Below are 17,501 nucleotides of genomic sequence, written 5' to 3'. Positions count from 1 at the left end.
TCATCATGGCCACTGTGCAAGCCTACAAGTCCACCAAGAAGTTCGAGACCTTCTCCTACCTGCCGCAAATGACCCCCGAGCAGGTCCGCCGCCAGATCGCCTACGCCATCGCGCAGGGCTGGAACCCCGCCGTCGAGCACACCGAGCGCGGCACGCCCGCCAAGGTGAGCTTCTGGTACATGTGGAAGCTGCCGATGTTCGGCGAGCAGTCCGTGGATGTGGTGCTGGCCGAGCTCGAAGCCTGCCACCGCGAGTTTCCCGATCACATGGTGCGCTTTCTCGCGTATGACAACTACGCCCAGAGTCAGGGAACGGCATTCGTCGTTTACCGCTGAGCGCGGGTTGGGTGTGGCTGCCTGAAGGGGTCACGCCGCCGGTGCATTGCCGCGCCTTTCCATGGACGCGGCGATGCACCCCCGAATCCACGAGGTTTCTGCATCGAGGTCCACCATGACAAACCCTGCCGATCGCCACGCGCAAGCGACCCTTTCGGGTCGCGAGCTGGCACTCAAGCGGCGCCAGGCCATGGCGCTGCATGGCAAGGCCGGATCGGCCAAGCCGTCCGGCGCGCCATCGCGTCCACGCTATGAGCCGACTGCTCCGGCCCCGCAATCGCGGCCCGCATCTGCAGTCTCTGCAGCGTCTGCCCTGCGTGTGTCCTCCGCGACGGCAGCGCACATGACGCCGCCGCAAGCCCAGCTCAGTCCGGCACGCGCTCGGCGCCTGGCGCTTTCACAGCAGGGCAAGGCCGCAGTGCAGAAATCCAGTTCCATGGCACCGGCGCGTCCGAGTGCGCATCTGCGCCCCACGGCCGAGCAGATCCATGCCATCGCCAGCGGCGCCACGGCCTCTGCCAAGGCGGCATCCTGCGGCTGCTCCGCAGAGACATCCTGCGGCTGCGACGGCGCAGGTTCGGCGGCGACAGCGGGCGCTTCGCGACCAGCTCTGACCAGTGCTCCGGCCGACGCGCCGGCTGCGGTGCGTACTGTGCCGTTGGCGGGCGGGCGGGCGCTGGCCCAGGCACGCCGCGCCGCATTGGCGCAGGATGGCAAGGCTGGTCTGCGCCGCGTGGCCCAGGCGACCAAGATCGCCGCGTCATTGCCCGGCCAGGACTGGCAGGCGGCGATGAGCAAGGGCGCCACCGCGCGCCAGGTTGCGATGCAGCGTCGGCATGTGCAGTCGCTGGTCGGCCGTACCGGTGCGGCGAGTGAATCAACCACACGGCACTCCGGTCGCATGAAGGCGCGTGATGTGCGCGCTGCAGCCCCGGTGAAGGTCGAGGAAGGCCACACGCTGTCCGGCCAGCGCGTGACCGGCACCCAGGTCGAGCGCAGCCAGCGTGTCAGCGGCAATGAGCCCGGCTCCTGCCGCGCGATCACGGGCACTGAATATATCGGTGCCGAGCAGTTCGACGTGCTGTGCAAGACACGTCCGGCTCCCAATCCGCCCAAGGTCGGCGTCAGCACCACGCTGCGTGAACAGCGCGTGACCGGCACCGAAGTGGGCCGGTCCACCAAGGTAACGGGCGACGAGGCCGGTTCCTGCCGCGGCATCACGGGTTCCGACTACCTGAGTGCCGAGCGTTATCAGGAATTCTGTGACACGCGCCCTGCCGCCGGCGCAGAAAAGGTGGCGCGTGGCACGACCGAAATGGGCCAGCGTTTCACCGGTGCTCTTGTCGATCGTCCGGTACAGGTCAAGGTCACCGGCGGTGAGCAGGGTGCGGATCGCGCGGTCACTGGGACCAGCTACAGCACGGCCAGCGCCGACCTGGCGCCCAACAAGGTGGAAGTGTCCACCACGGCGCAGGGCCGCACGGTGACCGGAACGGGCCTGGGCGCACGCAAGGGCATGACCGGAGACGAGGCCGGCGCCTGCCGCGCCGTGACGGGCTCGCAATACCTGTCGACCGAACAGTTCGTCCAGATGTGCGACACCCAGGCGCCGACTCAACCGCGCAAGGTGAGCGTGATGTCCAGTCGCGATGGCCAGAGTGTGACCGGCACCGATGTGGGTCGCAGTGCGCATGTGACGGGCAACGAGGCGGGTTCCGCACGTGCCGTCACGGGCAACCAGTATTTCAACGCCAGGGATTTCGGCGGCGCCGCAACAGCGGCCCCGGCGAAGGTTCAGGTCATGCAGACGCTCAGTGGCCGGTCGGTGACTGGTTCCGAGATCGCTCCAAGCCCAAAATTGTCCGGTGATGAGTCATTCGGGTGCCAACCCGTCACCGGCGTCGACTACATCGGCACCCAACAACTGGCCGCAGTGTGTGAAACCGCGCCCGTCATCCAACCCGTTGCCAAGGTCTCGGTGGATCAGACCTGGGGCGGGCAGAAGGTGACTGGCGGCAACGCGGGCCGCAGCCAACGTGTCACCGGCAACGAAGCCGGCGCCTGTGCGCCCATCAGCGGCAACAGCGACTTCGGCCAGGGACAGTATGCGCAGTTCTGTGAAGCGCCTGCATTGCAACAGCAACGCAATCTGCAGCGCGACAGCGCCACGGTGTCGCTGCGTGCCATCACCGGAGACCGGCCCGGCGCGGGGGGCTCGGTGATGACTGGCGATGAGCGCGGCGCCTGCGAAGCCGTCACCGGAACGCCGTACCTGGGCCTGGACACCATGCCCAGTCAATGCGCCACCAGCGGACGCTTCGTGCAGCGCGCACGTCCGGAGGCAGCGCCCGTGCGCGAGCCCGCGCCGACGGGTTTCAGCATCATTACCCGCGGTCATGCGTCTCTGGGGCGCGAGCGCGACCAGACCGTGACCGGCAATGGCCTGGGGACAGACCGCCTCACCGGCTCGATCAACAAGGCCGAAGGTCTGATCACCGGCACGCCGGAATTCCGCAAGCAGGATGTGCTGCGCCTGCAATCGCTGCACCAAGAGCAGAAGGATGCGGTGCTACAGCGTGCCGCACAGCGCCTGAGCGGTGAAGGCAGTCAGCAGGGCATCAAGGTGTCCGGCGATGTGTGGCTGGAAAAATCGCGCGTGTCTGGTACTGAAGGCGCATCGAGCCTGGTGCGCAATCTCTCACTGCGTGGGCAACCGCGCGGCGCAGGAACCAATGCGGTTACGTTCCGCGAGGTCGAGCGCCCCGAGATTCCCTCATCGCGCGTGACCGGCTCGTCCGGCACGACCGAGCGCGGTGCTCCGGTGACGGTGTCTGGCGGCGCACGCGGCTGAGGCGAGGATCGCACCGATGAATACGCTCAAGCGCAGAATGGCTCTCCAGGCGGGTGGGGCCGGTCTGTCCACAGGTCAGGCGCATGCACCGCGTGCGCAGTCTGTTCGCTTGGCCTTGCATGCCGCCGAGCGGGAGATTGCGAACCCGGCATGCGTGATCGGCCCGGGCCAGCGCTGCGAGCATGCCCTGGTCGACTCCGAACTCAACCAGCGCCTGTCTGATTACGAGCGCACGGTGCGTGGCCGTTTCAGCGGGATCGTGGATGTGCTCAAGGACATCTCCGCGCTGCAGCACGCACCGGATTTTGCCGATCGTGCCCAGCGCCACGCGCAGGACCGGCTGGGCTACACCCTGCCGCAGCAGCTGCTCGATGACGCCTGGGTCTCCGGTCTGGACATGAAGGCGCTGCATGCGCATTGCATCTTCCAGAGTTTCAAGATCTGCATCGACCAGACCGAGGCGGATCAGTCGCTGTGGCTCGATCGCATGGCGATCACGCCGGAATTTCTCGCAGCCTGCGGCTATCACACCGTGGACATCACCCCGTGCGCCGACGGACGGCTGCAGGGCCTGCTGCCCTTTGTGTTCCGCATGGCACCCAACCGCAATGTCTACCTCAAGGCGTATGCCGGGGCGATGTTCGATGTCGAGGCCGACATGGTCGACTGGGCGCACCGCGAGGTCGAGCGCCTGAGCGGCGCCATTCCAGGCGGCGAGTCGCAGAACTACCTGAAGATCGCGGTCTACCATTTCAGCAGTTCGCACACGCATGAACAGGGCTGTGCCTTTCATGCCAGCAATGACAAGCAGGCGGTCGAGTCGGCCAAGCAGCGCCTGGACGAACTGCGCGTGGCCATCGAGCGCACCTATGGAGTGGGTGCGGCGCCGGCCATCCTCCTGATTGGCCTGGATACCGATCTCGATTCGCTGCGCATCCACCTTCCCGATGCCGATGGCGATGTGAACCCGTACCGCTACGTCGATACCGGTGCGCTCTATCGCGAGACCATCGGCCTGTCTGCGGACGCGGCGCGGGCGCACATCGCCCTGCGTGTCGACGAGACGCAGCAGATGGATGGCTGGGCGCAGGGGCGAGGTGCCATGGAGCCCGGGATGCGGCAACTGGTGCTGGCGCTGGCCGAGGCCAATCTGTCGCAGATCGAGTACGTCATCCACCATCATCAGGGCCGCTACAGCGTGCTGGGTCATGACGAGGAGTTCATCTGCGCCGGGGAAGCCACCGACTACGTGCAGATGCGCAACAAGTATTACTTCGCTCACCTCGACACGGTCGAGGAGGGTGCGCCCGACATCGACGTGGGCATCAAGATTTTCACGGGGCTGAACGTGCAGCATGGGCTGGCGGTGCCGGTGCTGGTGCACTTCCATTATTCCTCGCGCGTGCCTGGCTCGCGCGAACGTGCGCTCAAACGCGCCAGGCGCGTCAAGGCGGCGATCGAGTCGCGGTATCCGGCGCTGCAGGCGCGGGAACTCCTCATCTGCCGCATGGCGCTGTCCGACCGCTTCGATACCGAACGCTGTGTGTTCGTCGACGACGCGGTGACGGACGCAGGACATTGAGGACAGACCGATGCGCATCATGCGAGTGGAAAAGACGCTGGTGTCGACGAATCGAATCGATTCGTTTGGCCACCGTCCGCTGCTCGTCGTCCAGGACAAGCCGGGCGGCACGCGCAGCGTGGCAGTCGACGCCGTGGGCTGCGTGCCCGGGGACTGGGTGATCTGTGTCGGGTCGTCGGCAGCACGCGAGGCTGCAGGCAGCAAGGATTTTCCGTCCGATCTGACCATCGTCGGCATCATCGATCATTGGAATGCGGAGGCCTGATGGAAATCTGGCGCGTCAAGGATGAACTGGTCTGCACCCGGCGTGCGCCGGGGCTGAAGTCAGCATCCTTGCGGGTCTTGCAGGGGCAAAGAGGCAATATTGAAGTGGCCACCGATCCAGTGGGTGCGCCGGTGGGGAAATGGGTGTTCACCACCCTGGGCAGTGCGGCAAGGCTGGCGATGCCCGATCCCACCATCACCACGGATCTGACCATTTGCGGAATCATCGAGGGCTGGGAGGAGTGAACCCGTCAGGGTTTTCCGGGCAGTCGTATGGGCAAGGGAGCACCTCGGGCACCGGCTCGGTGCTTGTTGGTGTGAAGTCGACTTTTAGACAAGGAGTGACAAATGGCTGAACGGATGGGCATTGCCCTGGGAATGATCGAGACGCGCGGACTGGTGCCGGCAATTGAAGCGGCGGATGCCATGTGCAAGGCAGCGGACGTGCGCCTGATCGGGCGCCAGTTCGTCGGTGGCGGCTACGTCACCGTGCTGGTGCGCGGTGAAACGGGAGCGGTGAACGCGGCAGTGCGCGCGGGTGCCGATGCATGCGAGCGGGTGGGTGACGGCCTGGTGGCTGCGCACATCATCGCCCGCGTGCACAGCGAGGTCGAGGGCATTCTGCCCGAAGCGCCGACGGCCTGAGCCGACGGCAGGCATTGGTAATTGCAACCCTTAGAGGAGCGGAAAATGGCGAATGTGAATGGAATTGCCCTGGGCATGATCGAAACCCGCGGGCTGGTGCCGGCGATCGAAGCGGCTGATGCCATGTGCAAGGCAGCAGAAGTGCGGCTGATCGGCCGTCAGTTCGTGGGCGGTGGCTACGTCACCGTCCTGGTGCGTGGCGAGACCGGCGCGGTGAACGCGGCAGTGCGCGCAGGCGCCGACGCCTGCGAGCGCGTGGGTGACGGCCTGGTGGCTGCGCACATCATTGCCCGTGTGCATAGTGAAGTCGAGGGTATTCTGCCCTCCGCGCCGAGCGCCTGATCGGCGTTCAGCATGAACGCGCCTACCCCGCCTGCATGGTTGCGCCCAGCGGCGGTCGAGGTGAAACCTGATGGAGATTCAGCAATGACAAGTGTGACGGGCATTGCCCTGGGCATGATCGAAACGCGCGGACTGGTGCCGGCGATTGAAGCCGCCGACGCGATGTGCAAGGCAGCGGACGTGCGACTGATCGGTCGCCAGTTCGTCGGTGGTGGTTACGTGACTGTGCTGGTGCGCGGCGAAACCGGCGCGGTGAATGCGGCAGTGCGCGCAGGCGCCGACGCCTGCGAGCGCGTGGGTGACGGCCTGGTGGCTGCGCACATCATCGCCCGCGTGCACGGCGAAGTCGAAGGCATTCTGCCGAGCAAGCCCGACGCGGACGGCGGCGGCCGTGATGCCGAAATCACCTCGACGCGCAGCTGAACGGGGCAGCGCAAATGGCAGTGGATCCCCGCACCCTGGGCTGGATGACCCGCGCGCTCGGTCATGAAATGACCGCGGTGCAGCAGTATCTCGCCCAGAGTGTGCTGGCCCGGCTGTGGGGCGATCACGCCCTCGCCGCAGACCTGCGCCGCGAGGCGCTGGAGGAACTCGACCACGCCAGCGCGCTGATGGAGCAGCTCATCCTGCACGGCATTGCGCCCTGCGCTGGAAACCTGCCCCCCGCGCGCCTGGGGCGCAGCCCGGCCGAGTTGCAGGCACACGACGCGCAGCTGGAAGTCAATGCGATGCGTCTGTACGCGGATGCGCTGCGTCACGCACAGCGCGTGCGGGACAGCGATTCCGCCGCACTGTTTGCGCGTCTGCTCGATGAGGAATCACACCATCTGCAGCGGGTCCAGCAAAACGAAGGAGCCTCCCATGGATGAGTCATCCACCAGCTGGCGCGAGCAGGGCAAGCCACCGACGCTGTTCAAGCGCTTCGGGTTCGGCAGCTACGGCCAGACGCGCGCCTTCCTGGATGCGCTGGCCGCGCTGTCCGAACAAGCCGGACAACACCCGCAGAACATCAATTTCGGCACCACCTACGTCAACATCACGCTCGATGCCATCGACGGCAAGGTTCTCGGCGAGGCCGAGCATGCCTTCGCAGCACGCATCGACGCGCTGGCGCAGGGATCGGACTGAGTCATGGCCGCAGCCAAGGTGCTGGCCGTCATCAACCAGAAAGGCGGCGCCGGCAAGACCACTCTGGCGATGAATCTCGCTGCTGGATTGGCGCGGCAGGGCCCGACCGTCGTGGTCGATCTCGACCCGCAAGGCTCCGCGTTGCAGTGGGGCGGTGCTGGCGCGCAGCCCTACCCCGCCATCGTCAAGCAGATGTCCGGACGCTGGGATGGCGCTGCGCTGCGGCAAACGTACAAGGCGTACCGGCATATCGTGCTCGACTGCCCGCCTTCGCTCGACAGCCATGCCTCCAGCCAGGCGCTGCGTTCCAGCGATGTGGCGCTGATCCCCGTGCTGCCATCGCCGGTCGATCTGTGGGCCAGCCTGCGCCTGCCGCAGGAGGTCGAGTCGGCCAGGGCGCACAACCCGGGGCTGCGCGCATTTCTGGTGCTCAATCAGATCGAGCAGCGCAGTGCCTTGTCCGCTGCCATGCAGGACGCGCTGGCGGAGTTTGGCCTGCCCGTGCTGCGCGCTGCCATGCGCCGCAGGGCGATCTACCGCGCTTCGGCGCTCGACGGCCTGTCGGTCTACCAGATGGGCGCCCGTGGACAGGGCGCAGCCGAAGAAATCGACGCCATACTCAAGGAGGTTTATCCATCATGAGCAGCATCAAGGACAAGTTGACCCAGAGCGTGCGTCAGGCGCGTTCCGCCCAACCCGCCAAGACCACGAGCCCGGCTCCCGCACGCAAGAGCGCGGCAAAGCCCGCCGCGCCTGCCACGAAGGCCGCGTCAGCCACCCAGCCCGCAGCCCAGCAGGTGCCGGGAGCAGGCAAGCAGCGTCTGGCGGCCGAGCCGACATCATCTGCCTCCACGCTGTTCCCGCAGCGTGTCTGGCCCGACTGAACATTGCTTGCGCCGGGCCATCCCACGGTGGACCGGCGCCCAGTTGAAAGAGATCGCCATGCGTCACGACGACTATGTTCGCACTTATGCACCCCGCCAGGATGCCCGTCCCGCGCGCTCTGCCTCGGTCATGCCGACGGCGCCCCGGCCGGCCGCTGACATCCAGGCGCCTGCCGCCATCGGCCTGGACGCTTACCGTGTCACCCAGGAGCCCTACTACCGCGCCGTGGGCGATGAGGTCGACCTGTACGAAGCGGCGTATTCCGTGCGTTTGCCGGTCATGCTCAAGGGCCCGACCGGCTGCGGCAAGACGCGCTTTGTCGAATACATGGCATGGAAGCTCGGCAAGCCGCTGATCACCGTGGCGTGCAACGAGGACATGACCGCCGCCGACCTGGTGGGCCGCTACCTGCTCGACGCCAACGGCACCCGCTGGCAGGACGGCCCGCTGGCCATGGCCGCGCGGCTGGGGGCGATCTGCTACCTCGACGAAGTCGTCGAGGCGCGGCAGGACACCACGGTGGCCATCCACCCGCTCACCGACGCGCGGCGCATCCTGCCGCTGGAGAAAAAGGGCGAGATCATCCAGGCGCATCCCGATTTTCAGGTGGTCATTTCGTACAACCCCGGCTATCAGAGCCTGATGAAGGATCTGAAGCAATCCACCAAGCAGCGGTTTGCTGCGCTGGACTTCCACTACCCCGAGCACGAGATCGAGGCCGAGATCGTGGCGCATGAATCCGGCGTGGGTCTGGACGTCGCCAAGAATCTGGTGCACATTGCGGAGCGCTCGCGCAACCTCAAGGGGCATGGTCTGGACGAGGGCCTGTCCACCCGCATGCTGATTTACGCCGCCTCGCTCATCGCGCAGGGCGTGGCGCCGCTGGGTGCCTGCCGGATGGCGCTGGTGCGCCCGATCACCGATGACCCGGACATGCGTGACGCGCTGGACGCGGCGGTGACCACCTACTTCTGACGCGCAGGCACGGCCCGGCTGCTCGCCTGCAGGTCGAGCCGTCGGACCGTGCGATGAGCCCATCATGGCGATCCATCTCGAAGAATTCCAGGAGCTAGTCGACGAGCTGCCCAGCGGGGCGCAGGATGTCCTGCGCGCCTCCTGGAACGAGGCGGCGCGCGCCTTCTCGTCACGCGGGCTGGACAACTACCTCAAGGGCGCGGTGGCGTTGCATCAGCTCGGCCGTGGCGAGGATCTGGTGGTCACCTATCTGCAGTCCATGCCCGAACTGGCGCGCGCCATCGGCGAGGATGTGCTGCCCGACGTGGTCAACTTCCTGCTGGCCATGTCCTCCAAGACATCGGGCCATGTGCTGGCGCTGATCGTCGGCACCGCGCCGCTGGCGGCCCAACGCCTGGGCGACGAAGAACTGTTCCGCCAGTTCCTCAGCGTGCTGTCGCTCATGCTGGCGCAGGCGCCACGCGGGCTGCGGCCTATGCTGGAAAACCTCGAACGGCTGCTGTCGCAGCTCACCCTGGGGGGCTTGCGTCGCTGGGCACAATGGGGCGCGCAGGCCTACAAAGCCGATTTCGACGGGCAGGTCGCCTATTTTTCTCTGCAGAGTCCCGATGCGCTGTCTGTCCTGCAGCAAGAGCGCAAGGGCACCTTGTTCGTGGACGTGCAGCGGCGTCTCAACATCTACCTGCGGGCCATGTGGGGGCGCGACTTTTTCATGCGCCCGACCGCGGGGGATTACGAAAACCGCGAAGGCCTCAAGCCCTACATCGAGCGCTACGTCATCCACATCGCAGACGCGTACGACGACTACCGGCCGCTCGGCGCGGACACCCCGCCCGAGCAGATGGTTCCGGCGCTCGACGTCTACCGTGCTGCTGCCAACCATTGCGCGGCGCATCTGATGTTCACGGTCGAACCGCTGTCGATGCAGATGCTGTCCCCGCTGCAGATCGCGCTGATCGAGGTGATCGAGGATGCGCGGGTGGAGGCGCTGGCGATCGCGCAGTTTCCGAACATGCGCGATGCCTGGCTGGCCTTGCAGCCGCCGCCCGACTTCAGCGAGCCCAGGACCGTCGGCGATCTGCTCAACCGCCTGGCGCGCGCGCTGCTGGAAGACGCCAGTGCCGATCCGCACCCCTGGGTGCAGCAGGCGGTGAGCCATTTTCGCGCCCAGCCCGACCTGCTAAACCCCAAGTTCAGCTGGAACGTGGGCATCGACCTGTCGCACAGCCTGGCGGCGCTCGACCTGCCCGATTTCAACAAGCGCACCGACGGCCTGCGCGCGATCTACCGCGACGACAACCGCGCCATCTGGGAGCTGGAGGAGTACGACGAGGCGCAGGCGCTGGCCGCCACCTGGGAAACGCAGCAGCAGGTGCGGCGCAAGGCCAGCGTGATGGAGATGGTCAACGAGGTGGACAACGAGTTCGCCGGGGACGATGCGCAGGAGGTTTGGATCCTGCCCACCGAGTTCTACCTCGACCAGGAAGGCGTGACCATCAATTCGCTCGAAGGCCGCCCGCCGATTTCCGAGCCCTTCCACTATCCCGAGTGGGACTATCAGATCCAGCTCGATCGCCCCAGCTGGGCCACCGTGCTCGAGCGCCACCCACCGGTGGGCGACCTTGCGGTGATCGACGCCATTCTGGCCGCGCACAAGCCGGTGGTGTCGCGGCTGAAATTCCTCATCGAGTCGATGATCCCGCAGGGCCTGCAGCGCATCCGCCGCCAGGAAGACGGCGACGACATCGACATCGATGCCGCAGTGCGCGCCTACACCGATCTGCGCATGGGCGTGCAGCCCGATCCGCGCATCATGGTGCGGCTCAAGCGCGCGCAGCGCGATCTGGCCGTGATGGTGCTGCTCGACATGTCCGAGTCGTCCAACGACAAGGTGCGCGGGCACGACTACTCGGTGCTCGACCTCACCCGCTCGGCCACGGTGCTGCTGGCCGAGGCGCTGCAGCGCATCGGCGACCCGTTCGCGATCCACGGCTTTTGCTCCGACGGGCGGCATGATGTGCACTACTACCGCTTCAAGGATTTCGACCAGCCGTATGGCGACCTGGCCAAGGCGCGGCTGGCCGGCATGAAGGGCAGTTACTCCACCCGCATGGGCACGGCGCTGCGCCATGCGGGCTACTACCTGGCCCAGCAGGCCAAGCGCAAGAAAATCTGCTTTGTGGTCACCGACGGAGAGCCTGCCGACAACGATGTGCGCGATCCGCAATATCTGCGGCACGATACCAAGCGCGCGGTCGAGCAGTTGCTGCAGCAGGGCATCACGGTCTATGCGCTCTCGCTCGATCCGCATGCCGACCTGTACGTTTCGCGTATCTTCGGCGTCAAGAACTTCACGGTGATCGACAAGGTCGAGCGCCTGCCCGAAAAACTCCCCATGCTCTACATGAGTCTCACCCGCTGAGGCGCGCACGGCATGAAAATCTCCCTGCGCACCTTTGTCTTCATCGACGCGCTGCAGCCGCAGCTCGCGTCCTACCTGGCCACGTCCTCGCAAGGCTTTCTGCCCATTCCGGGTGATGCCTGCCTTTGGGTGGAAGTGGCGCCCGGCATGGCGGTGCACAACCTCTCCGACATCGCGCTGAAAAAGACCAATGTGCGCATGGGCGAGCAGGTGGTCGAGCGGTCATTCGGCTCGATGGAAATCCACTACCGCAACCAGAGCGAGGTGCAGGCCGCGGGACAGGTCATCCTGCAGCAACTGGGAACCCAGGAAGACGCACGTCTGCGCTGCAAGGTGGCCTGGAATGAAATCATCCGCGCCATCACGCCGGACCACGCCACCCTCATCAACCGCCAGTTCCGCAAGGGCTCCATGATCCTGCCGGGCAAGAGCATGTTCATCCTGGAAGTCGAGCCAGCGGGCTACATCGTCTATGCCGCCAACGAGGCGGAAAAGGCAGCGCATGTCACCCTGGTGGACGTGAAGCCCTTCGGCACCTTCGGCCGCCTGACCATGATGGGCACCGAGGCCGAGGCCGAAGCGGCGCAACGGGCGGCAATTGGCGCCATCGAGCGCTTGAACCAGTCTGCCACGCATCACTGAACCGGCCTGACGCCACATGGACATCGATTCCACCGCCAAGCGCCTGCTGTTTTCCACCGTGCGGGTCGATACCGTGCTCGACGACGGCAGCGAGGGCTCCGGCACCGCCTTTGTCGTGCGCCACGCGCATGCCCGTGGTGTGTCGGACTTTGTCGTCACCAACCGGCATCTCGTTGAAGGCGTGCGTCGCGGTGGCCTGGTGTTCACCCAGAAGCAGCAGGGCCGTCCGGTGTTCGGCCAGCGCTTCCAGCTCAATATCGACGAATTTCCTGCCGCATGGCACCTGCACCCGGACGCCGAGGTCGATCTGGCCCTCATTCCGCTCGCCCCGCTGCAGCAGGCGGCGCAGGAGCAGGGCGTGGAGCTGTATGTCGAGCCGATCGACAGCCGACTCATTCCCGACGCGGCCACCTGGCAGCAGTTCGACGCCCTGGAAGATGTGCTGTTCGTCGGCTATCCCAGCGGGGTGTGGGATCAGGTCAATCTCATGCCCATCCTGCGGCGTGGCACCACGGCTACGCCTGCGGCGCTGGACTTCGAGGGACACCGCCAGTTTCTCATCGATGCGGCGGTCTATCCCGGCTCCAGCGGCAGCCCGGTCTTCATCGAGCGGCGCGGCGGGCAGGTTTCCCGGCGCGAGTCCACCCGTGATCTGCTGTTCGCCGGCGTGGTTGCTGCCGTGTTCTTCCGCGAGGAAGCGCATCACATCGTTCCGGCTCCCGTCCCGGCAAACAATCGCAGCATGGCACTGGGGTCCGAGATGATCGATCTGGGTCTGATCATCAAATCCGATAAAGTGTCCGAACTCATCCACTCCTACCTGCAACGCTGGGTTGCCTGAACGGCTGCGGCGCTGGTCTCGCAGACCCTTGCCGCACCACGACCCAAACGAGTTCACCATGCAAGACAAACCGATCTATCCCGGCTATCACGCCGATGCGCACGGCATCACCCAGCTGGGCCGAGTGGTCCTCGATGCCTGGGTGTTCGGGCTCTTGCCCGAGACCGAAGACTGCAAGGGCTGGGATCTGCAGCGCATGCAGGGCCTGATGCAGCGGGTGGAGGCCGAGTGGGATCAGTACGGCAACCTGCCCAGTCGCCTGCCGCCCGAGCTGCTCGAGCGCCATCGCGCCCTGTATGAGCGGGCCATGCGGCGCGCCCAGGAGAAGGGATGGAGCGCGGAGCTCGACGACGACGATTGACCTGCCGGGAGGCTGCCGGTGCTCCTCTAAGATGAGCGTTTCGCGTCTGCTGTCTCGCCGTCTCCCATGTCTGCACTTGAATCTCTGGCCGCGTCCACTGTCGTCGTGGTCGATACCGCCGATCTGGACTTGCTGTCCCGCTGGAGCGCGCGGGATGCCACCACCAATCCCAGCCTGATCCGCAAGGCCGCAGCCGACCCTCGCTATGCCCATCTGGTGACCACGGCGGTGCGCGGCTCGGCCGACGTGAACGACCGCCTCGACGCGCTGCTCGTGGCCTTCGGGCTGGAGATCCTGCAGCGGCTTCCCGGGCGCGTGTCCACCGAGGTCGATGCGCGGCTGTCGCACGATGCCGACGCCACCGTGCAGCGCGCCCGCGCGCTGATGGCGCGTTACGCTGCCGAGGGTGTCTCGCGCGAGCGCGTGCTCATCAAGATTGCCGCCACCTGGGAGGGCATACTTGCCGCGCGCAGGCTCGAAGCGGAAGGCATCCATTGCAATCTCACCCTCCTGTTCAGCTTCATCCAGGCGCAGGCCTGCGCGGCGGCCGGCGTGCAGTTGATCTCCCCGTTCGTCGGTCGCATCACCGACTGGCACCGCCTTCGGGCGGGTGCCGCGTGGGACGCCCAGTCCCGTCGTGGCGCCAACGATCCAGGTGTTCAGGCCGTGGTGCGCATCTGGCGGTATTACAAGCAACAGGGCGTGCCGACCGAGGTGATGGGGGCGAGTTTCCGGGATCTCGACCAGATCGCTGCGCTCGCCGGTTGTGACCTGCTCACCATTCCGCCCTCCCTGCTCGATGCGCTGGCCGCGAGTGATCGGGCCATGCCCGCCCAATTGACCAACGCACAGGCCGATGCCGTGCAAGACCCCGATGCGCCCGTGTTGAGCCAGACTGCCTTTGTGCAGGGCATGCAAGACGACATCATGGCCACTGAAAAGCTGCAGGAAGGCGTTCGTCTGTTCAGCGCAGACACCGAGGCTGTGCTGGCCCAACTGGCTGCGGCCTGATGCGCGCGTCCATTCAGAGCCATTGCCGTGTCCTGTCGCTTCTTCATCCCGCCGTCTGAGGCCACCCTCGCGCCCGGTCGGCTGCCGATGCCAGAGGCGACGGCAAGGCACGCCAAGGTGTTGCGTCTGGCTGCGGGACAGGCGGTGACCGTGTTTGACGGCACCGGCGGAGAGTGGGCCGGCGAATTGCTCGACGACCGCTGGCTGCAATTGCGGGAACACCTCCCGATCGAGCGTGAGGCGCACGCGCGGGTCATGCTGGCCATGGGCATGCCGGCGAACGAACGCATGGATGCCCTGGTGGAAAAAGCCGTGGAACTCGGCGTGACGGCCATCCAGCCCTTGATCACACGGCGCAGTGTGCTGCGGCTGCAGGGCGAGCGCGCGCAGCGCCGGGTTGCCCACTGGCAGGGGGTGGCAATTGCTGCCTGCGAGCAATGTGGACGCAATCGCGTGCCGGTGATTGCGCAGGTGGCAACCCTGCCAGATTGGCTCGAGCGCCTGTCACGCGACCACAGCGTCACCCAGCGCTGCCTCCTCAGCCCAACGGCGACAGCACCGCTGCAGCCCTTCGCCTCCGGCGAGTCGGGCTGGGTGGTTTCAGGCCCGGAGGGTGGGCTGGACGAAGAAGAAACCGCCATGCTGCTGCGTCACGGTTTTCATACTGTGAGCCTGGGGCCAAGGGTGCTGCGCGCCGATACAGCGCCGCTGGCGGCGCTGATGCGCGCAGCCGGGTGAACGACGCTGCGTTTCAGGACCGGGTATTTGCCACGTCCATGCCGTGCGGCCAGATCGCGTTGCCAAAGGTTTCGGCAAGAAAGGACTCTCCGTGTTCCAGGATGAAATAGCGGAAAGTTTCGGCCCCAGGTGACAGCAGCTTGGCCAGGCTGTTCACTGCATACCAGCGGCGCAGCAATGGCATGCCTTCAATCGAGGGGACGGCAAGCAGGCCGCTGCTCAGTTCCAGTTCGATGGTGTGCAAGGACAGGAAGCTGATGCCCATATTGGCCATGACTGCCTGCTTGATGGTCTCATTGCTCTGCATCTCGGTGAACATCGGCAATTCCATCTGATGCTGGTTCAGATACTCCTCGAATGTCGCGCGCGTGCCTGACCCCGGCTCGCGGATGATGAAATTGAATTGGGTGAGCAAGGAGGCCGGATGGGGTCCGCCCGTCGCCAGAGGGTGCTGCGGCGAGGCGATGATGCCCATGGGATGCGCGGCAAACGGCTCGGCCCGCGTGGCCACGTCGCGCGGTGGGCGTCCCATGATGGCGAGATCCAGCTCGCTGTTCTGCAGTTGATTGACCAGCTGCTCGCGATTGCCCACCGAAAGACGCAGTTCCACATGAGGATATTCGGCATGGAATCGCGCCAGCAGCCGCGGCACGAAATACTGGGCCGTGCTCACCATGCCGATGGTCAGTCTCCCCGCCTTGATGCCGCGCAGCCGCGCCATGGCATCTTCAGCGTCCTTCAGCGTGGCGAGTACCTTGCGCGCGTAGACAACGAGATATTCGCCCGTCAGCGTCAGGCTGACCGACTTCCCCTGACGCTCGAACAAGGGCAGCCCGACCTGGGCTTCCAGCTCGCGAATCTGCATGGAGACGGCGGGCGGCGTCAGATGCATTTCCTTTGCCGCTTTGCCAAAATGCAGATGGCGAGCAGCTGCGCTGAAAACGCGGAGCTGACGGAGGGTGGCATTTTTCATCAACTTTCCTGATCTCAACGTCAATAAATCGTGAATTTACCTTAATTCGAATTGCCGCTTAAATTCGCAACATGCGATAAAGGTTTGTGGCAAAAAAGCCGTAACCGAGTGGTATTCGCGCCGTTTGTGAACGGGCTCCGAAGTTCGCTTCAGGAGCTTTTACCGCAGCCGATGAAGTCTGTTCATGCGAGTCTCCGTTTTGGGGCTGCGGGCTTTTTGAAGTGACTTGGCGCTTGCGTGGTACTTGCGCAGTGCGCGCGGCAGGTTGCTTCAAAAAGTCATCAGGCCTCGCGCCAGCGGCTTGCCCTGCATCTGTGTGGCAGGGGAATTTGCTGACCGAGGCCTATCACCATTGGGAGCCACATCATGCAGTCCGGTCGCACCACAGTCTCAAAATTCCTCATCGAGCAATTGCACGGCACGGACGATCAGGCCGATCTGGCCGCGTTGCTGGTGGACGTGACCGCTGCGGTCAAGGCCATCTCCGCCATGACGTCCAAGGGGGCGCTCGGCGGCTTCCTCGGCGCGCTCGACACGCACAACGTACAGGGCGAAGTGCAGAAAAAGCTCGACGTGCTCTCCAACGACGCCATGATCCAGGCGTGCGAGTGGGGTGGACTGGTGGCCGGCATGGCCTCCGAAGAGATGGATGACCCCTATGTGCTGCCCAAGGAATACGAGCGCGGCCCCTACATGCTCATCTTCGATCCGCTCGACGGATCGAGCAACACCGATGTCAATGTGTCGGTTGGCACCATTTTCTCGGTGCTGCGCCACACCAAGATCGGCGACCCCACCGTGGCCGACTACCTTCGCCCCGGCGTGGAGCAGGTCGCTGCCGGCTATGCCATCTACGGCCCGTCCACCATGCTGGTGCTGACGGTCGGCAAGGGTACGCACGGTTTCACCCTCGATCGCGAAATCGGCAACTTCATCCTCACCCATCCCAATCTGCAGATTCCCGCAGACACCAGCGAATTCGCGATCAACACCAGCAACGAGCGTTTCTGGGAACCGCCTGTGCAGCGCTACGTCGCCGAGTGCAAGGCCGGCAAGACGGGGGTGCGCGGACGCGACTTCAACACCCGCTGGATCGCCTCGATGGTGGCCGATGTGCATCGCATCCTGATGCGCGGTGGCATTTTCATGTACCCCAAGGACACCAAAGACCCGAGCAAGCCGGGCCGTCTGCGCCTGATGTACGAAGCCAATCCGATCGGCATGATCATCGAACAGGCGGGCGGCGCAGCGTCCACCGGGCGCGGGCGTATCCTTGAGGTGCAGCCCACCTCGCTGCATCAGCGCGTGCCGGTGATGCTGGGTTCCAGGAACGAAATCGAGCGCCTGGAACGCTATCACGCCGAATACGATCGCGGCGAAGACAAGGCCTTTGAATCTCCGCTGTTCAAAGAGCGTTCGCTGTATCGCGACGAAGCCCGCAGTTGATGTTCGCCGCTGCCGCGTGAACTGCGCGCTCTGGCCTGTGCCGAAGCGGAGCAGGCCAAG

The 17,501-nt window shown here is 65.4% G+C and carries 21 protein-coding genes; 20 read left to right on the top strand and 1 reads right to left on the bottom strand.

Translation table 11 applies throughout. From position 1 onward, the window contains the following. Positions 1 to 5: 5 nt before the first annotated feature. The 19 genes from AC1ZQA_RS15160 to AC1ZQA_RS15070 all read left to right on the top strand — a co-directional run bounded on the left by AC1ZQA_RS15160 (position 6) and on the right by AC1ZQA_RS15070 (position 15,022). Positions 6 to 335, top strand: a complete 330-nt coding sequence (locus AC1ZQA_RS15160) for a RuBisCO small subunit-like domain-containing protein (protein ID WP_482677669.1) — start codon at positions 6 to 8, stop codon at positions 333 to 335. A gap of 115 nt (positions 336 to 450) precedes the next feature. Continuing rightward, positions 451 to 3,186 (top strand): alpha-carboxysome scaffolding protein CsoS2, encoded by a 2,736-nt coding sequence (locus AC1ZQA_RS15155; protein ID WP_482677668.1) that lies wholly within the window; start codon positions 451 to 453, stop codon positions 3,184 to 3,186. A 16-nt stretch (positions 3,187 to 3,202) separates the two neighbouring features. Then, positions 3,203 to 4,768 carry a carboxysome shell carbonic anhydrase gene (locus tag AC1ZQA_RS15150; protein WP_482677667.1) on the top strand — a complete coding sequence of 522 codons (1,566 nt, stop codon included), beginning with the start codon at positions 3,203 to 3,205 and terminating at the stop codon, positions 4,766 to 4,768. Between the two features lie 10 nt (positions 4,769 to 4,778). Then, the gene (gene csoS4 / locus AC1ZQA_RS15145) at positions 4,779 to 5,033 is read left to right on the top strand and encodes an alpha-carboxysome shell vertex protein CsoS4 (RefSeq protein WP_482677666.1); all 255 of its coding nucleotides are present in this window, start codon (positions 4,779 to 4,781) and stop codon (positions 5,031 to 5,033) included. Beyond that, the gene (locus AC1ZQA_RS15140; RefSeq protein WP_482677665.1) at positions 5,033 to 5,278 is read left to right on the top strand and encodes a carboxysome peptide B; all 246 of its coding nucleotides are present in this window, start codon (positions 5,033 to 5,035) and stop codon (positions 5,276 to 5,278) included. Before csoS4 ends, AC1ZQA_RS15140 begins: the two co-directional genes overlap by 1 nt. Positions 5,279 to 5,380: 102 nt before the next feature. Next, positions 5,381 to 5,677 (top strand): alpha-carboxysome major shell protein CsoS1, encoded by a 297-nt coding sequence (gene csoS1 / locus AC1ZQA_RS15135; protein WP_464925947.1) that lies wholly within the window; start codon positions 5,381 to 5,383, stop codon positions 5,675 to 5,677. 45 nt (positions 5,678 to 5,722) lie between these two features. Next, positions 5,723 to 6,019 (top strand): alpha-carboxysome major shell protein CsoS1, encoded by a 297-nt coding sequence (gene csoS1 / locus AC1ZQA_RS15130; protein WP_464925946.1) that lies wholly within the window; start codon positions 5,723 to 5,725, stop codon positions 6,017 to 6,019. Between the two features lie 84 nt (positions 6,020 to 6,103). Next, complete coding sequence (gene csoS1 / locus AC1ZQA_RS15125) at positions 6,104 to 6,442, top strand: alpha-carboxysome major shell protein CsoS1 (protein ID WP_482677664.1); 339 nt, start codon at positions 6,104 to 6,106, stop codon at positions 6,440 to 6,442. Between the two features lie 14 nt (positions 6,443 to 6,456). Further along, positions 6,457 to 6,888 (top strand): ferritin-like domain-containing protein, encoded by a 432-nt coding sequence (locus AC1ZQA_RS15120; RefSeq protein WP_482677663.1) that lies wholly within the window; start codon positions 6,457 to 6,459, stop codon positions 6,886 to 6,888. Further along, entirely contained in the window at positions 6,881 to 7,147 is a 267-nt protein-coding gene (locus AC1ZQA_RS15115; protein ID WP_482677662.1) for a 4a-hydroxytetrahydrobiopterin dehydratase, read from the top strand. The genes AC1ZQA_RS15120 and AC1ZQA_RS15115 overlap by 8 nt, the downstream gene beginning before the upstream one ends. Before the next feature lie 3 nt (positions 7,148 to 7,150). Beyond that, a complete protein-coding gene (gene parA, locus AC1ZQA_RS15110; protein WP_482677661.1) occupies positions 7,151 to 7,789 on the top strand; it encodes a ParA family partition ATPase in 639 nt (212 codons plus the stop codon). Then, positions 7,786 to 8,031: a hypothetical protein gene (locus tag AC1ZQA_RS15105; protein ID WP_482677660.1), complete on the top strand. Its 246-nt coding sequence runs from the start codon at positions 7,786 to 7,788 to the stop codon at positions 8,029 to 8,031. The genes parA and AC1ZQA_RS15105 overlap by 4 nt, the downstream gene beginning before the upstream one ends. 130 nt (positions 8,032 to 8,161) lie before the next feature. Next, the gene (locus AC1ZQA_RS15100; RefSeq protein ID WP_482679345.1) at positions 8,162 to 9,007 is read left to right on the top strand and encodes a CbbQ/NirQ/NorQ domain-containing protein; all 846 of its coding nucleotides are present in this window, start codon (positions 8,162 to 8,164) and stop codon (positions 9,005 to 9,007) included. A gap of 64 nt (positions 9,008 to 9,071) precedes the next feature. Then, positions 9,072 to 11,429, top strand: a complete 2,358-nt coding sequence (locus AC1ZQA_RS15095; protein ID WP_482677659.1) for a nitric oxide reductase activation protein NorD — start codon at positions 9,072 to 9,074, stop codon at positions 11,427 to 11,429. A gap of 12 nt (positions 11,430 to 11,441) precedes the next feature. After that, complete coding sequence (locus tag AC1ZQA_RS15090) at positions 11,442 to 12,071, top strand: hypothetical protein (RefSeq protein WP_482677658.1); 630 nt, start codon at positions 11,442 to 11,444, stop codon at positions 12,069 to 12,071. Between the two features lie 16 nt (positions 12,072 to 12,087). Next, positions 12,088 to 12,912 carry a S1 family peptidase gene (locus AC1ZQA_RS15085; protein ID WP_482677657.1) on the top strand — a complete coding sequence of 275 codons (825 nt, stop codon included), beginning with the start codon at positions 12,088 to 12,090 and terminating at the stop codon, positions 12,910 to 12,912. Between the two features lie 58 nt (positions 12,913 to 12,970). Continuing rightward, on the top strand, positions 12,971 to 13,273 hold the full coding sequence (locus AC1ZQA_RS15080) for a hypothetical protein (protein ID WP_482677656.1): 303 nt from the start codon (positions 12,971 to 12,973) through the stop codon (positions 13,271 to 13,273). A 66-nt stretch (positions 13,274 to 13,339) separates the two neighbouring features. Continuing rightward, the gene (locus AC1ZQA_RS15075; protein WP_482677655.1) at positions 13,340 to 14,284 is read left to right on the top strand and encodes a transaldolase; all 945 of its coding nucleotides are present in this window, start codon (positions 13,340 to 13,342) and stop codon (positions 14,282 to 14,284) included. Between the two features lie 27 nt (positions 14,285 to 14,311). Beyond that, positions 14,312 to 15,022 carry a 16S rRNA (uracil(1498)-N(3))-methyltransferase gene (locus AC1ZQA_RS15070; protein ID WP_482677654.1) on the top strand — a complete coding sequence of 237 codons (711 nt, stop codon included), beginning with the start codon at positions 14,312 to 14,314 and terminating at the stop codon, positions 15,020 to 15,022. Between the two features lie 13 nt (positions 15,023 to 15,035). Here AC1ZQA_RS15070 and AC1ZQA_RS15065 read toward each other — a convergent pair whose 3' ends face one another. Next, complete coding sequence (locus tag AC1ZQA_RS15065; protein WP_482677653.1) at positions 15,036 to 15,995, bottom strand: LysR family transcriptional regulator; 960 nt, start codon at positions 15,993 to 15,995, stop codon at positions 15,036 to 15,038. Between the two features lie 366 nt (positions 15,996 to 16,361). Between AC1ZQA_RS15065 and AC1ZQA_RS15060 the strand changes: the two genes are divergently transcribed. Further along, positions 16,362 to 17,441 carry a class 1 fructose-bisphosphatase gene (locus AC1ZQA_RS15060; protein WP_482677652.1) on the top strand — a complete coding sequence of 360 codons (1,080 nt, stop codon included), beginning with the start codon at positions 16,362 to 16,364 and terminating at the stop codon, positions 17,439 to 17,441. Positions 17,442 to 17,501 lie beyond the last annotated feature (60 nt).

It is taken from the genome of Thiomonas sp. DCM-2, from assembly GCF_056820905.1.
The sequence above is the reverse complement of the archived record's forward strand: the minus strand, read 5'-3'. Positions and strand labels throughout refer to the sequence as shown.

Excerpts from the sequence above, each read along its gene's own strand:
- AC1ZQA_RS15160 (WP_482677669.1), top strand. The coding sequence starts at position 6 with ATGGCCACTGTGCAAGCCTACAAGTCCACCAAGAAGTTCGAGACCTTC.
- AC1ZQA_RS15155 (WP_482677668.1), top strand. The coding sequence starts at position 451 with ATGACAAACCCTGCCGATCGCCACGCGCAAGCGACCCTTTCGGGTCGC.
- AC1ZQA_RS15150 (WP_482677667.1), top strand. The coding sequence starts at position 3,203 with ATGAATACGCTCAAGCGCAGAATGGCTCTCCAGGCGGGTGGGGCCGGT.
- csoS4 (WP_482677666.1), top strand. The coding sequence starts at position 4,779 with ATGCGCATCATGCGAGTGGAAAAGACGCTGGTGTCGACGAATCGAATC.
- AC1ZQA_RS15140 (WP_482677665.1), top strand. The coding sequence starts at position 5,033 with ATGGAAATCTGGCGCGTCAAGGATGAACTGGTCTGCACCCGGCGTGCG.
- csoS1 (WP_464925947.1), top strand. The coding sequence starts at position 5,381 with ATGGCTGAACGGATGGGCATTGCCCTGGGAATGATCGAGACGCGCGGA.
- csoS1 (WP_464925946.1), top strand. The coding sequence starts at position 5,723 with ATGGCGAATGTGAATGGAATTGCCCTGGGCATGATCGAAACCCGCGGG.
- csoS1 (WP_482677664.1), top strand. The coding sequence starts at position 6,104 with ATGACAAGTGTGACGGGCATTGCCCTGGGCATGATCGAAACGCGCGGA.
- AC1ZQA_RS15120 (WP_482677663.1), top strand. The coding sequence starts at position 6,457 with ATGGCAGTGGATCCCCGCACCCTGGGCTGGATGACCCGCGCGCTCGGT.
- AC1ZQA_RS15115 (WP_482677662.1), top strand. The coding sequence starts at position 6,881 with ATGGATGAGTCATCCACCAGCTGGCGCGAGCAGGGCAAGCCACCGACG.
- parA (WP_482677661.1), top strand. The coding sequence starts at position 7,151 with ATGGCCGCAGCCAAGGTGCTGGCCGTCATCAACCAGAAAGGCGGCGCC.
- AC1ZQA_RS15105 (WP_482677660.1), top strand. The coding sequence starts at position 7,786 with ATGAGCAGCATCAAGGACAAGTTGACCCAGAGCGTGCGTCAGGCGCGT.
- AC1ZQA_RS15100 (WP_482679345.1), top strand. The coding sequence starts at position 8,162 with ATGCCGACGGCGCCCCGGCCGGCCGCTGACATCCAGGCGCCTGCCGCC.
- AC1ZQA_RS15095 (WP_482677659.1), top strand. The coding sequence starts at position 9,072 with ATGGCGATCCATCTCGAAGAATTCCAGGAGCTAGTCGACGAGCTGCCC.
- AC1ZQA_RS15090 (WP_482677658.1), top strand. The coding sequence starts at position 11,442 with ATGAAAATCTCCCTGCGCACCTTTGTCTTCATCGACGCGCTGCAGCCG.
- AC1ZQA_RS15085 (WP_482677657.1), top strand. The coding sequence starts at position 12,088 with ATGGACATCGATTCCACCGCCAAGCGCCTGCTGTTTTCCACCGTGCGG.
- AC1ZQA_RS15080 (WP_482677656.1), top strand. The coding sequence starts at position 12,971 with ATGCAAGACAAACCGATCTATCCCGGCTATCACGCCGATGCGCACGGC.
- AC1ZQA_RS15075 (WP_482677655.1), top strand. The coding sequence starts at position 13,340 with ATGTCTGCACTTGAATCTCTGGCCGCGTCCACTGTCGTCGTGGTCGAT.
- AC1ZQA_RS15065 (WP_482677653.1), bottom strand. The coding sequence starts at position 15,995 with ATGAAAAATGCCACCCTCCGTCAGCTCCGCGTTTTCAGCGCAGCTGCT.
- AC1ZQA_RS15060 (WP_482677652.1), top strand. The coding sequence starts at position 16,362 with ATGCAGTCCGGTCGCACCACAGTCTCAAAATTCCTCATCGAGCAATTG.